Source organism: Microbacterium oxydans, from assembly GCF_900095745.1.
GTDB classification, from domain to species: Bacteria; Actinomycetota; Actinomycetes; order Actinomycetales; family Microbacteriaceae; genus Microbacterium; species Microbacterium oxydans_B.
This window is the reverse complement of the sequence record NZ_FMIR01000006.1, coordinates 144470-158755: the sequence shown is the minus strand read 5'-3', so window position 1 is coordinate 158755 and position 14286 is coordinate 144470. Positions and strand designations below refer to the sequence as shown.

The 14286-nt window shown below is 68.3% G+C and carries 7 protein-coding genes; 1 reads left to right on the top strand and 6 read right to left on the bottom strand.

The window, feature by feature from the left end; all coding sequences use genetic code 11:
- Positions 1-4 precede the first annotated feature (4 nt).
- Genes BQ2383_RS01520 through BQ2383_RS01510 form a run of 3 tightly spaced genes read right to left on the bottom strand, consistent with a single transcriptional unit; the run spans position 5 to position 3538 of the window.
- Positions 5-1528 (bottom strand): aldehyde dehydrogenase family protein, encoded by a 1524-nt coding sequence (locus BQ2383_RS01520; protein ID WP_091028203.1) that lies wholly within the window; start codon positions 1526-1528, stop codon positions 5-7.
- A 12-nt stretch (positions 1529-1540) separates the two neighbouring features.
- Positions 1541-2167, bottom strand: a complete 627-nt coding sequence (locus tag BQ2383_RS01515; RefSeq protein ID WP_091028200.1) for a class II aldolase/adducin family protein — start codon at positions 2165-2167, stop codon at positions 1541-1543.
- Positions 2168-2194: 27 nt separating this feature from the next.
- Positions 2195-3538 carry an MFS transporter gene (locus BQ2383_RS01510; protein ID WP_208617599.1) on the bottom strand — a complete coding sequence of 448 codons (1344 nt, stop codon included), beginning with the start codon at positions 3536-3538 and terminating at the stop codon, positions 2195-2197.
- 98 nt (positions 3539-3636) lie between these two features.
- Here BQ2383_RS01510 and BQ2383_RS01505 point away from each other — a divergent pair, with 98 nt between their 5' ends.
- On the top strand, positions 3637-4548 hold the full coding sequence (locus tag BQ2383_RS01505; RefSeq protein WP_167381513.1) for a sugar-binding transcriptional regulator: 912 nt from the start codon (positions 3637-3639) through the stop codon (positions 4546-4548).
- A gap of 70 nt (positions 4549-4618) precedes the next feature.
- Here the strand turns inward: BQ2383_RS01505 and BQ2383_RS01500 are convergent, their stop codons facing one another.
- From BQ2383_RS01500 to BQ2383_RS01490, 3 genes are all read right to left on the bottom strand, one after another.
- Positions 4619-5629: an NAD(P)-dependent oxidoreductase gene (locus BQ2383_RS01500; RefSeq protein ID WP_091028192.1), complete on the bottom strand. Its 1011-nt coding sequence runs from the start codon at positions 5627-5629 to the stop codon at positions 4619-4621.
- 21 nt (positions 5630-5650) lie between these two features.
- Positions 5651-7195, bottom strand: coding sequence for an FGGY family carbohydrate kinase (locus BQ2383_RS01495; protein ID WP_091028190.1), 1545 nt, complete (start codon positions 7193-7195; stop codon positions 5651-5653).
- Between the two features lie 175 nt (positions 7196-7370).
- Positions 7371-14159 (bottom strand): DUF11 domain-containing protein, encoded by a 6789-nt coding sequence (locus tag BQ2383_RS01490; protein WP_091028187.1) that lies wholly within the window; start codon positions 14157-14159, stop codon positions 7371-7373.
- Positions 14160-14286 lie beyond the last annotated feature (127 nt).

Genomic DNA, 14286 nt, shown 5'->3' with positions numbered 1-14286 from the left:
GACATCAGTGGGCCAGGTTGGTCCAGACCGTGCGCGTCTCCAGGTACGACTCCAGGTTGGCGTGGCCCATGTCCCTGCCGTAGCCCGACATCTTGAATCCGCCGAAGGGGGCGGCCGCATCGGTCGCACCGTACATGTTGATGTAGACGGTTCCCGCCTGCAGGAGCGCTGCGAGCCGATTCGCCTTGCCGATGTCCCGCGTCCAGATGCCCGCCGCGAGGCCGTAGGGCGAGTCGTTCGCCCGGCGCGCGATCTCGTCGATGTCGTCGAAGGGCTGCGCCACCACGACGGGGCCGAAGATCTCTTCACGCACGGCGGTGAAGGTGTCATCCACGTCGGTCAGCACGGTGGGACGGATGTAGTAGCCCCCGGGGATCGCGGCGTCGGGGAAGGCGGATCCTCCCGCGGCGACCGTCGCCCCCCGCTCCTGAGCGCCGTCGATGTAGCCGAGCACGCGCTCGTGCTGGCGGGTGGAGATGACCGGTCCGATCTGCGCCGACGGATCGAAGCCGTGGCCGACCGTCATCGACGAGGCGATGTCGGCGAGCCGACCGACCACGTCGTCGTACGAGCGCTTCTGCACGTACAGCCGCGAGCCCGCGGCGCAGGCCTGACCGGCGTTGAAGAAGATCGCGCTGGCCGCGGCGGCCGCGGCCTCCTCGACAGGACTGTCGTCGAAGATGATGTTGGGGCTCTTGCCGCCGAGCTCCAGTGTCACTCTCTTCACCATCGGCGCGGCACGCTGGGCGATGCGCGTGCCCACAGCCGTCGATCCGGTGAAGGCGACCTTGTCGACGTCGGGGTGGTCGACCAGCGCCTCGCCGGCCTCGGCGCCGTATCCGGTGAGGATGTTGAGGACGCCCTTGGGCATACCGGCTTCGAGGGCGAGCTGGCCGAGACGCAGCAGGGAGAGCGGGGTGTTCTCGGCGGGCTTCATGACGATGGTGCAGCCGGCGGCGAGCGCGGGAGCGATCTTCCACACGCCCATGAGCAGCGGGTAGTTCCAGGGCACGATCTGGGCAACGACCCCGACTGGGACCCGCTCGGTGCGCACCATCGCGTCCGTCACGGACACGGGGATCGTGTTGCCCTCGATCTTCGACGGCCAGCCGCCGAAGTACTCGAAGTGGTTGATCGCGAGCGGCAGGTCGACGCTCGCCGCGGCACTCTTGAGCTTGCCGCCGTCGAGCACCTCGAGCTCCACGAACTCGTCGGCCCGCTCCTCGAGCAGCCGGGCGAGACGCAGGATGATCCGTCCGCGATCGAGCGCGCTCATCTTCCGCCAGGGGGCGTCCGGGGCGAAGGCGCGACGCGCAGCCTGCACGGCACGGTCGGCGTCCACGGCGTCGGCGGCGGCCGAGCGAGCGATGACGGCACCGGTGCCCGGGTCGACGATGTCGATGGTGCGTCCGGAGTGGGCCTCGACGAGCTCCCCGTCGATGAGCAGCCGGGGAGGCTGGGCGAGGAAGCGCTTCGTCGCCTCGCTGATGTCGGGGTCGATGCTGATGTGCGTGGGGACGGTCGTCATCGCGGCTCCTGTTCAGGCGTGGTGCAGGGCGGCGAGCGCCTCGGCGGGGAAGGCGGACTCGGTGTCGCCGAGGAGCAGCGCGCGGTAGGTCGCGGTGGCCGCCTCCTCGAGGTTGAGTGCGCGGCGGAAGGCCATGCTCACGGAGTCGCCGAGGGCGGAGCAGCCGTGGTGGCCCATGATGATGCAGTCGTGGTGCGCGGCCTGCTCGGCGGCGGAGTCGGCGAGTTCGTCCGATCCGTTCGGGTAGTACGGAGTGGTCCCGACCGAGCGCACGTAGTACGCGTGGTCGAGGGTGATCAGACGCACATCGTGACCGAGGGCGTTGAGGAGCACGGCGTGCTGCGGGTGCACGTGCACCACCGCGTTGACGTCGGCTCGTGTCTCGTAGCTGCGCTGATGCAGCTTCCATTCGCTCGACGGGCTCGGCGAGCCGCTGACGACCTCACCCGACAGGCTCATGACCGAGAAGTCCTCGGGCGTGAGCCTGTCGAGCCAGGTGCCGGAGCCCGTGACCACGAAGGTGTCCTCATCGATACGCGCCGAGATGTTGCCTCCGGAGGCGAGGGCAAGCCCGCGGGCGACGATGTCGACGCCGACGGCCGAGAGTTCTTCGATGAGTGATTCCACACGCGTGGTCATGGGTGACTCCTTGTCAGGGTGGGGGATTCAGGCGGTGACGGCGGTCGGGGCGGGGCTCGCCGAGACCGCGTCGTCCGCATCCTTGGGCGTCTTCAGCAGGAACGTCAGGCCGAAACCGACGAGGTAGAGGGAGGCGATGATCCAGACCGTGCCCTCGACGCCGACGGGTGCGGCGAGGCCGGCGATGACCGGCCCGATGAACTGGCTGAGGCCGGCGCCGAGGTTCAGGATGGCGACCGCGGCGGCCTTGTTCTTCGGGGCGAGCAGCGGGACGATCGCCGACAACGGCACGAACATGCCCAGCGCCAGACCGTAGACGAAGGCGATCGAGATCGTGATCCAGAAGTTCGGCCCGATGAGGGTGGGGACGTAGAACAGCGCGAGAACCGTGACGAAGCATCCGATGCCACCGGCCCAGGCGACCACGTTGACGCGCCCGATCCAGTCGGCGAGGTAGCCGGAGAGCAGGTTCGCGGCCACGTTCGCGGCGAGCATCGTGCCCCAGATGATCTGCCACTGGGCGAGGTCGAAGCCGACGTCGCGGACCATGTAGGTCGTGAGGAACACGACGAACGCATAGAAGGAGAGGGTGTTGATGATGCGGACCACGCCGCCGACGCCCACCTTCGGGTTGGTCGCGACGATGGTGAGGGAACTGACGACACCCTTGACGCTGCTGGCCACGGTGACCTTCTTGGTCACGGGGTTGCGCAGCAGTACGAGCACCATCACTCCGCCGACGACGACGAAGGCCAGCGCCATCCACAGCGTGGCCAGCTCGCCGATGATCGGGATGACGGCTCCGGCGAAGTACGAGCTCAGGACGCCGAGTCCGAGCGTGGAGAAGAACCAGTACCAGCCGACGGCGCGGCCCATGACGTGCTCATCGGTGTCGATCGTGACCCAGACCAGGAACCCGTAGGCGAACATCGGGTATCCGAGCCCGCGGATTCCGAAGGCGAGGAGCATGATCTCGAAGTTGCCGGCCATGACGCCGAACACGAGGAAGAGCACCTCGAAGACGACCCAGATGCCGAAGCCGAGCATCATGACGCGCTTGGGCCCCCAGGCTTCGGCCAGCGCGCCGCTCAGCCAGGCGGCCACGGCGACGACGATGCCGTAGACCGACCAGAGCAGGGCGATCTGGCTGCCGTCGAAGCCGCGCTCGTCGAGGTACGGCGAGAGGAAGCCGGCCTCGATGCCGTCGCCGATCATGAAGATCGTCAGGGCGACGAAGCCCCAGGCGATGGGCCGCGAGATGCCCTGAGAGCTGAGGAGGCGCGCGAAGCGGCCCTCGGCGGGAGGTGATGCGGGGGTGACCATGGGTGTCTCCTCGTTGAGCGCGTAGAGATTTCGGGATGTGGTGTACATTTGTTCAGCATCGTGAACGAATGCCCATGGACATCTTGGGCACGCGTCGCGGAATTGTCAAGCAAGACCGGAGGAGTCGGCGTGGGAGGATGTTCAGCATGCTGATGGGTCGCGTGGCGCGCATGTACTACGAACTGGGGCTCACGCACCAGGAGATCGCCGACGCACTCGGCCTGTCCCGCGTCCGCGTGACGCGACTGCTCGCCGAGGCCCGCGACAGCGGCATGGTCGAGATCATCGTGCACGTGGAGGAGTCGCTGTTCGCCGCCGAGGAGCAGGCGCTGCTCAGCCGCTACGGACTGCGCCAGGCCTGGATCGCCCCGAGTGTGGACGATCCGGCGAAGGCCTCCCGCGCGATGGCGACGGTCGGCGCGGAGGCGCTCGCGAGCGTCATCGACAAGGACACCACCGTCGCCATGGGTCTCTCCACGGCGGTCGCCGCCGTGGTCGACGCCTTCCCCGCCCGACCGCTCGGCGCCCGCTTCGTGCCCCTCACCGGATCGAGCAGTGGTCTCGCGAACGGTGCCAACCCACACGAGCTCACCCTCGCACTGGCGCGCCGCACCGACGGATCGGCCTTCCACCTCCCCGCACCTCTCGTCGCCGCGACGCCGCAGGCCGCGGAGAGTGCCTACGCCGACCCCGGGGTGCGCGAGGTGCTCGCACGAGCGGCAGAGGCCAGCACACTGATCGCGGGCATCGGCAGCACGCACGACAGCCGCGGACTGCTCTTCGGGTCGCTGAGCGAGCGCGAACGAGCCGCGCTTCTCGAGGCCGGAGCGATCGGCGACATCGGCGGACGCTTCTTCGATGCGAACGGAGCACCGGTCCGCGGCGAGCTCGACTCCCGCGTCGTCGGACTCGACCTGGATCAGCTGCGCGCCATCCCGCACCGCCTCGCGATCGCGGCGGGCGCGGCGAAGCTCGACGCCGTGCGCACCGCCCTCTCGAGCGGCATGGTGAACATGCTCGTGACCGACTCGAACACCGTCACGGCGCTGCTCGACTGAGCGCACCGAGGAGCGGACCGCGCGACGCACGTTCCGCTCCCCGGGCTCAGACGCTCCTACGCTCAGACGCTCAGCCGACCGCGGCGAGCGCCTTCTCGTTCGCGGTTCCGGGAACGCGCTGCCCGCTCAGCCACCCCCGCAGCGCCGCCGCAGCGATGCGCGAGTGCTCGACGATGACGTCATCCGAGGCGCCCGCGATGTGCGGCGTCAGCGTGACGTTGTCGAAGGTGAAGAGCTCGTGGTCTTGCGGGAGCGGCTCCTGGTAGTAGACGTCGAAGCCGGCACCGGCGATCCGGCCGTCGCGCAGGACGGCCATCAGGGCCTGCTCGTCGATGATCGCCGCGCGGCCGGCGTTGATCAGATAGGCATCCGGGCGGAGGAGGGCGAGTTCGCGCTCACCGAGCAGGCCCTCGGTCTCGGGCATCAGGGGTACGTGCACGGTGACGATGTCGGAGGTCGAGAGCACCTCGTCGAGGGGCACGACGCTGGCCTCGTCGCCGAACGCATCGGGGGCGAGGAACGGGTCGTACACCTTGACGGTCATACCGAATCCACGGGCGCGGGTGACCATCCGACGGCCGATCGCCCCGCCGCCGAGGATGCCGAGCGTGCGGCCGCCGAGCCCGATCGAGCGGAAGACCTCGTAGGGCTCGAACACGTCGTCCTCGGTCCAGTTGCCAGCACGCAGCCAGCGCTCCGATTGGCTCACCTTGCGCACGGTGGCCAGCAGCAGGGCGAAGCTCAGGTCGGCCGTGACCTCGGCGTTGCGACCCGGGGTCGTGAACACCGGGATGCCGCGGGCCGTGCAGGCGTCGAGGTCGACGTTCGCCGGTTTGGCGCGGCACGAGACGACGGCCTTGAGTTCGGGAGCCTTCGCGAGCGCGCTCTCGTCGACCACGTCGAGCTCGGCGATCACGACATCCGCTGCGGCAAGCGCCTCGTCGACGCCGCGGTCGGCGAGGGATCCGCCGTCCATGGTCGGGTCGACCAGAGTGACGTCGAACGCTTCGGCGAGGGAATCGGCGATGCCGGCATCGAACGGAGCGGTGATGAGCACCTTCGGGCGGGACGTTTCAGTCATGTGTCTTCTTTCAGGTGGTGGTCAGTGAGCCGGGGATTCGGGGGCGGGATGCTGCTCGGCGCTGTCGCGCAGGCGGCGGAGTCCACCCCAGTGCGGGCGCAGGGCATCGCGTGTCGCGAGGAAGAGCGCATACGCGTCGTCGTACAGCGCGGTGCGGGCGGCGTCCGGCGAGAAGGTCGTCGTCGACGGTGTCAGTCGGCGCGATGCGTGGTGCAGGTCGTCCGCGAGTCCGATCGCTGCCATCGCGAGCGTGGCGACCCCGCGGGCGCCCACCTCCGGTTCGTCTTGACGCACGATGTCGCGTGCCAGGACGTCGGCCAGGATCGTGCACAGGAGGTCTGAGTCGGAGCCTCCTCCGCAGACGAGCAGCGGGCCGTCGAGCCCCAGTGCGTCGGTGGACTCGCGCAGGCTGAAGGCCAAGCCCTCGTAGACGCTCCGCAGCAGCTGGCCCGCCGTCGTGGTGACGCTCATCCCGAGCCAGGATGCCGAGGCGTCGGGGGCGAAGAACGGAGCCCGTTCGCCGCTCGGGGCGCCGTACGGGAGGTAGATCACGCCCCCGCTGCCTGGTGCGACCGCGACGGCCTGCTTCTCGACGACGACCCAGTCCTCGTCCGCGAGGCCGAGCGTGGCGCGCACCCAGTCGAGGTTGGGGGTACCGGTCATCGGGGCCATGGACTCCAGAACCTGGCTCCCTCGACCGGTGGCGAGCACGATGCTCGATTCGCTGCGCACGTCGGCACGCGAGGCGTGGTTGATGCCGACGAGGCTCGTTGTGCCGAGGATGGCGTAGCCGCGGCCGTCGTCGAGCACGCCGAGTCCGATGCCGGCAGCCGCGGTGTCGACGACTCCGACGACGACGGGCAATCCTTCCGGGAGACCCAGTGCTGCCGCAACTCTCGGCTCGAGCCGGCCGGCGATCTGCTGCGGATCGAGCACCTCCGGCAGGTATTCGCGCACGTGCTCCTGTCCGAGTGCGGGGAACAGCTCTTCGGCGTAAGCCCCCGTCGCGGTGTCGAGGTAGGTGCGCGAGGCCTCGCTGGGATCGGTCGCACGGCGACCGGTGAGCTTGAAGCGCAGCCAGTCCTTGCAGTTCAGCTGCGTCGTGACCCGCTCCCGCAGGGTCGGATCCGCCGCCATCAGCTCGTCGACGAGGATCGGCAGCGCTCCGGAGAAGAGGGGAGAGCCGGTGGCCTGGTGCACGGCCGCCGCGCGTCCGTCATCCAGCCACTCATCGAGGCGTTCGTGAGCGCGCCCGTCGAGCCAGAGGGCTGCGGGACCGACGGGCCGACCGTCGGCATCGACCAGCCAGGCGCCGTCACCCTGACCCGTCACGCCGATCGCCACGATCTCCGCGTCGCCGATGTCATCGACCACCGCCGCGATCGTGGTGGCCGCGGCATCCCAGATGTGGTTCATGTCGGCTTCGGCGCGCCCGTCCTCGGCGCGCTGCACGCGCACGCTCGAGCGGGAGACACTCGCGATGCGACCGTCGAGATCGAAGGCGACGGTCTTCACCGATGTGGTGCCGGCGTCGACGCCGAGGATGATGCGAGTGCGGCTCTGCACACTGAACTCCGAACAATAGTGCGGGCTGGTGATCTATTGTTCAGTATAGCTCGGTGTCCGCAGAGCGCAACGGCGGGGGTCGCCAGGGCCACGGACACGGCGCCTCGGCCCAGAGCACGCGCGCGAACCCGGGTGCCGGCCGGAAGGCGGGCACCCGGGTAGGACGAGCGCGACGCTACTCGATCGACTGACGTCGGCGGCGGATCGCCACCAGGAGCCCGCCCGCGACGAGCAGAACGACACCGGCAGCCAGTGCGCCGACGGCCACCTGGCCACCGGTCACCGCGAGTGGATCCGGTTCACCCAGCGGATGCGTGGTGCACAGGCCGTTCCCGTCGACGCAGATCGGTTCCTCGCCGGTCACCGCGATCACGTTGCCGAGGCTGTGGTTCCCCTGATCGGCCCACGGCTGCACCGTGACCACGTATGTCACGGTGGCCGTGCCTCCGGATGCGACCGAGCCCGTGATGCGGATGGTCTGCCCCTCGACCGCCGTGGCCAGCGCCTCCGTCGACCCCTGGGGTCCGCGGGTCAGTGTCGCATCGTCGAGGACTTCATCCAGGTGATCGGTGTAGTCCACGTCTGCACCCGCCGCATCCGGGTCGGTCGAGACGTTGCGGAACGTCACGGTGTACTCCACCTGCTGCCCTTCCTCCACCTCGGTTCCCGAGGCCGGGTCGGCCGACTTCACGACCACCACGCTGCTGACGTGATCGACGGTGCAGTCGGGGTACTCCTCGCCCTCGGCGATGACGCACTCGGTCGGCGGGGCCGCGTCCGGGTCGAGGAGGTAGTTCGACAGGCGGTCGTCGCCACGCTCACCGTCCGCGTTGACCGTCGCCTGGTAGGTGACGGTCACGGCATCTCCGGGTTCGAGCGCTCCGGTGATCCCGAAGCGCCCGTCGACGATCCCGGAGACGGCGAGCAACTCATCGGAACTCACCGGATCCGACGTGACGGTCGCATCATCGATCACGGCCGTCAGATCGTCCTCGCGGTCGACCGTGATCGACCCGGTGCCCACGCTCTCGAAGTGCAGCGTGTACGTCACCACCTGTCCGGGCACGACCGTGCCTCCGGAAGCCGGATCGACCGTCTTCCAGTCGCGCAGTTCGCCGATGAAGTGCTCGGTGCGGGGTGGCACGAACGGGTCGCAGTCGGGGTCGCTGTCGTCGCACACGTAGGGCGGGGCGTCAGGGGTGAGGACGTTGGTGAGGATGTTGTCGCCGCGGTCTCCGTCCGGCAGCACCGTCACCTGGTAGGTCACCGTGACGACGGCGCCCGCGGGGAGGGAACCCTCGATGCGGATCTCCGCCGCGTCCGCATCGAAGGCCGCTGTGATGCCGGCGACATCCGCCGTCGGCTCTGTCGTGACCTCGGCATCGTCGAGCACCGCCGACACATCGTCGGTCGACGCCACATCGCCGGCGCCCTGGCCGCTGTTGGTGAACGTCAGCGTGTACGTGACGACCTGACCGGCCACGACGGTCGTCCCCGAAACCGGGTCCGACGACTTCTCGGGAGTGATCCGCGGCAGCTCGATGTCCACCGGCGGCGTCACCGGATCGCAGACCACGCCCGGCGCGCACACCGGCGTCGCGGCATTGACCAAGTCGGAGTCACCGGCGTTGGTCACCGTCACCGAATAGGTGATCGATACGGACTCGCCGACGGCGATCGGACCCGACCACGCGAGAACGGGACTCTCCAGAGTCGGAGCCGGCACCAGCGATCCATCCGACGCCACCGCTGCAGCGTCGCCGTTGTAGGAGGCGTCGTCGATCACATCGGTGAGGTCATCCGTGAAACCCGCGGGTACGAACGACGTGTACGCGCTCTCCCCGTCATTCGTCACGGTGACCGTGTACGTCACCACATCACCGGTCTGCACGCCCGCCGTCGCATCCGCAGCCTTCTCGACCGAGAAGTGGCGGATCGGGTTCGAGGTGTCCGGACAGTCCTCGATGCCGCACGATCCGTCCGGGTTCTGCACCACGTTCGCCAGAACATGGTTCTCCTGATCGGCGAACGCACTCACCGTGACGGAATAGGTGACCGTGTACGTCGCGCCGGCGGGCACGGATCCGGTGACCACCAGATCGGTTCCCTGCAGCTCTGCGATCAGCGCCGCGTTCGATGGCGTGATCGAACCGGCGACCAGCGCAGCGTCATCGAGCACGTCGGACAGGTCGTCGACCTTGTCCACCGTCGATGCCGCAGCACCGACACTCTCGAACGTGAGCGTGTAGGTCACGACCTGCCCGACCTCCACAGCTGTGCCGGACGCCGGGTCCACAGTTTTGTCCACCGCGAGCTGGCCGACGGGGTGTTCGGTGCTCGGCGGCACGAACGGGTCGCAGTCCGGGTCGCTGTCACCACACACGTAGGGCGGCACGTCCGGGGTCAACACATTGGTGAGGACATTGTCCCCGCGTTCGCCGTCCGGAAGCACGGTCACCTGGTACGTGACCGTGACCGCGACACCCGCGGCGAGCGCGCCCTCGATGCGGATCGCGGCGGCGTCCGGATCGAACGTCGCCGTGATGCCCGCGACATCCGCGGTCGGGTCGGTCGTCACCTCCGCGTCGTCGAGCACGTCGGAGAGGTCGTCGGTCGAGTCCACATCGCCCGCGGCCTGGCCGCTGTTCGTGAAGGTCAGTGTGTAAGTGATGACGTCACCCGCGACGACCCCCGCGCCCGAGACCGGGTCAGACGACTTCTCCGGAGTGATCCGTGGCAGGTCGATGTCCACCGGCGGTGTGACCGGATCGCAGATGACGCCCGGTGCGCACACGGGCGTCGCCGTGTTCACCAGATCCGCATCACCGGCGTTCGTCACGGTCACCGAGTACGTGACCGATACGGATTCGCCCGCCTCGAGCGGGCCCGACCACGCAAGCAGGGGCCCGGTGACCGTCGGAGTCGGCACCGTCGATCCGTCCGACGCCACTGCGGCCGCATCATCGTTGTAGGACGCATCGTCGATCACGTCGGTGAGATCGTCCGTGAACCCGGCCGGCTCGGTCGCCGTATAGGCACCCTCACCGTCGTTCGTCACGGTGACGGTGTACGTCACCACATCGCCCGTCTGCACGCCCGTGGTCGCATCCGCGTCCTTCTCGACGACGAAATGACGGATCGGGTTCGTCGTCTCGGGGCAGTCCTCGACACCGCACGATCCATCCGGGTTCTGCACGATGTTCGCCAGAACGTGGTTCTCCTGGTCGGCGAACGCACTCACGGTCACGGAATAGGTGACCGTGTACGTCGCTCCGGCGGGAACGGACCCGGTGACCACCAGATCCGTGCCCTGGAGCTCTGCGGTCAGCGCCGCATTCGACGTCGTGATCGACCCCGCCACCAACTCCGCGTCGTCCAGCACGTCGGACAGGTCGTCGACCTTGTCGACCGCCGATGCCGCGGCACCGACACTCTCGAACGACAGGCTGTAAGTCACCACCTGTCCCGCGTCCACCGAAGTGCCCGACTCCGGGTCCACCGTCTTGTCCACCGCGAGCTGCCCGACCGGGTGTTCCGTGCTCGGCGGCACGAACGGGTCGCAGTCCGGGTCGCTGTCATCGCATACGTATGGCGGCGCATCCGGGGTTACGACGTTGGTGAGGATGTTGTCGCCGCGCTCACCGTCCGCCAACACGGTCACCTGATAGGTCACGGTCACCGTCGCACCGGCGGGGAGCGCCCCCTCGATGCGGATCTCGCCCGCGCCCGCGTCGAACGTCGCCGTGATGCCCGCGAGATCGGCCGTCGGGTCGGTCGTGACCTCCGCGTCGTCGAGCACCTCCGAGACATCATCGGTCGATGCGACGTCACCCGCGGCCTGGCCGCTGTTCGTGAACGTCAGCGAGTACGTGATCACGTCACCCGCGACGACCCCCGCCCCCGAGGCGGGATCGGACGACTTCTCCGGAGTGATCCGTGGCAGGTCGATGTCCACCGGCGGTGTGACCGGCTCGCAGATGACGCCCGGTGCGCACACGGGCGTCGCCGTGTTCACCAGATCGGCGTCGCCGGCGTTCGTCACCGTCACCGAATAGGTGATCGACACCGACTCGCCGGCCGCAAGAGGTCCGGACCAGGCGAGAACCGCACCGGCCACCGTCGGAGTCGGCACCGTCGAACCGTCCGACGCCACTGCGGCCGCATCACCGTTGTAGGACGCATCGTCGATCACATCGGTCAGGTCGTCCGTGAAACCGGCCGGCTCGGTCGCCGTGTAGGCACCCTCACCGTCGTTCGTCACGGTGACCGTGTACGTCACGACATCGCCCGTTTCCACGCCCGTCGTCACATCCGCGTCCTTCTCGACGACGAAATGACGGATCGGGTTCTCCGTCTCCGGACATCCTTCGACATCACACGACCCGTCCGGGTTCTGCACCACGTTCGCCAGAACATGGTTCTCCTGGTCTGCGAACGCACCCACGGTCACGGAATACGTCACGGTATACGTCTCGCCGACCGCGACGGAGCCCGCGACGATCAGGTCGGTGCCCTGGAGTTCTGCCGTCAGCCCCGGGTTCGAGGTCGTGATCGAGCCCGCGACCAACTCCGCGTCGTCGAGCACGTCGGACAGGTCGTCGACCGTGTCCACTGCCGCCGCTGCCTCGCCCACACTCGCGAACGAGAGGGTGTAGGTCACGACCTGACCCGCGTCGACCGCGGTGCCCGACTCGGGATCCACCGTCTTGTCGATCACGAGTTCTGCTGCCGGGATGCGCACACTCGCGCAGTCGTCCTGTCCTGCTGCCGTCTCGTCCGTGGGGATGCAGACGATGTTGTACAGGACGTTGTCGCCCGCGGCGGAGTCGTACGTCGCCGTGTACGTGATGGTGACGCTCTCGCCGGAGGCGAGGGGGCCGACCCAGGTGAGTTCATCTCCGACCAGCTCGGCGGAGCCGTCGGTCGGCGAGGTGATCCCTCCGAAGGTCGCGTCGTCGAGAACGGCGCTGAGGTCGTCGGTCACGCGGGCGGGCTCGGCGGCCGTGTAGGCACCGGGTCCGGTGTTCGTGGCCGTGATCGTGTATTCGACCACGCCGCCGTCCGCAGGGAGCTCGGTCGTGTCGGCAGCCTTGGTGACCGACAGCTTCGGCAGCAGGAACTCCGCCTCGGCACAGGCGATCCCGGTGGTGGGGTCGACCCCGTCGCCGTTCGGGGGGTTGCACGCCGGGGTCGGGGTATCCGGCGTGCCGCTGAACACCACGTTCCGGGCGATGCCGTCTCCCCCCGCCTCGACCGTCGCCGTGTAGCTGAGCTCCACGCTCTCGCCGACCGCGAGCGGGCCGGTCCAGGTCAGATCGGGGGCTGCGTAGGCGATGGTCCCCGGCATCGTCGCGGTGGCGTCACCGTTGTAGGTGGCGTCATCGAGGACAGCGGTCAGGTCATCGGTGACGACCGCCGGGTTCGCCGCGGTGTACGGTTCCTCACCCGTGTTGGTCGCGGTGATGGTGTACTCCACATCGTCACCCGGACGGGTGTCGATGGTGGCGTCGGATGTCTTCGTCAGCGTCAGGCAGTTCCCGGGCGAAGACGCCTGTGCGCTGACGTCGATGTCGCCGTAGGCCCAGTTGTCGATGGCCGCGAAGTTGCCCCACTGGTTCGTGCCGGTGGATGCCCACCCGTGGATGAAGCCGGCGCTGCTGAGACCGGCGAGATTGACGACCGGAGTGCTCGTCGTGGATTTAGGGCCCACACCCGACAACGGAACCTCGGTGTCGTCCCAATAGATGGTGTCGTTTCCGGCGCTCGACCCGACGATCTGCGTGATGCGGATGCCGCCGGGCAGAGTCTCCACGTCGCCGAGTACGAAGTGGATCTCGTCGGTCTTCTCGATCGCCACCTCGAAGTTCACCGTCGTGCAGACGTCGACGAGCGTGCCGGCGGAGTCCCGACCGTTCCACGGAGCGCTCACGGTGCCGTCCGTTCCCGACTGGGGGAGAGCGACATCCAGAGGATCCGTGTACGAACCGTTTCCGTCGACATCGACCCGCACGACGTAGTTGCCCGTGAAACTACTCAGGTCATACGAGAGCGCTCCGGCGTGCGAAAGAGCGTTGGTACGCGTGTACGTGGTGTCATCGAAGCTCGGAGTGACGTAATCGGGATTGACGAACTCGTTCCCATCGGCCGACGAAGCGAACCCGGGAAGGTCGGCTGCCGGGGGTTCGAAGAAGAGGTTGTAGCCGGGCCCGCACTCCGGGCCCGGACCCTGATGCTCGGGCGAGTTACTCGTCTGCGCGAGCGATCGGTAGGCCGGGGTGCAGAGCGCCGGGTCGACGACGTTCCCGAAGGCATCGCTGCTGAAGCTCCAGCCACCACCGTTGAACACGGGCATCTCCACGGTGTACTGCGAGCCGTTCTCCGACACGACCCAGAAACCGAGGTCGGAGTTGGGGAAGGCGGTGCCCGATCCCGGAGTGAATGAGCTGTACGCGCGGTACTGCTTCGACCACACTCGACCTTCGATCGGTGCGCCGCCGGAGAGCACGGTGATGTCCCATCGCGTGTCGTTTCCCGACCCCGCCGGCCAGTTCGGCGTCTCCGCCCCGATTCCGTCCGTCTCGAGGAGCCATACCCCGCCGGGACCGGTCATGCCGGCCGGCACGGTGCAGACGGTTTCCGGGGCAGTGGCCGGCGGAAGGTCGCAGGTCCAGCGCACGGCGCCCGAGGGGTCGGTCAGGGTGAAGGTCTGTCCCTGCGTCGGATTGAGATCATTGGCGATGAACTCTGCTGTGACGACGTCGCCGGCGGCGGCGTACACATAGAAGGTGTTCTCGCCGATGAGCACCGTGTTCGGTGCATTCGACTCGGCCTGCGCTGGCGCAGCGGCCAGGGGACTCAGCGCCCCGAGCACACCGACGGTGAGGGCGACGGCCGCGGCCGTGAAGCGGCTCCTCAGAGAGTGCGGGTTCTGCCGGGCGCGCCTGTTGCGGGACTTGTCGGTCATCAGAACCTCTTCGTGTCGGGCGAGGTCCGTGCGGACTCGCGGGGCGCGCCCCTATGGACCCGCTCCCTCCCCCGAGAGGCTGCGCATATTCAACCACGCCCACACTTTTTTCGCACCTGATCCGGAG

What these genes read in the sequence shown, in the direction of transcription:
- BQ2383_RS01520 (WP_091028203.1), bottom strand. Translation starts at nt 1,528, where the DNA reads ATGACGACCGTCCCCACGCACATCAGCATCGACCCCGACATCAGCGAG.
- BQ2383_RS01500 (WP_091028192.1), bottom strand. Translation starts at nt 5,629, where the DNA reads ATGACTGAAACGTCCCGCCCGAAGGTGCTCATCACCGCTCCGTTCGAT.
- BQ2383_RS01505 (WP_167381513.1), top strand. Translation starts at nt 3,637, where the DNA reads ATGCTGATGGGTCGCGTGGCGCGCATGTACTACGAACTGGGGCTCACG.
- BQ2383_RS01510 (WP_208617599.1), bottom strand. Translation starts at nt 3,538, where the DNA reads ATGTACACCACATCCCGAAATCTCTACGCGCTCAACGAGGAGACACCC.
- BQ2383_RS01515 (WP_091028200.1), bottom strand. Translation starts at nt 2,167, where the DNA reads ATGACCACGCGTGTGGAATCACTCATCGAAGAACTCTCGGCCGTCGGC.
- BQ2383_RS01490 (WP_091028187.1), bottom strand. Translation starts at nt 14,159, where the DNA reads ATGACCGACAAGTCCCGCAACAGGCGCGCCCGGCAGAACCCGCACTCT.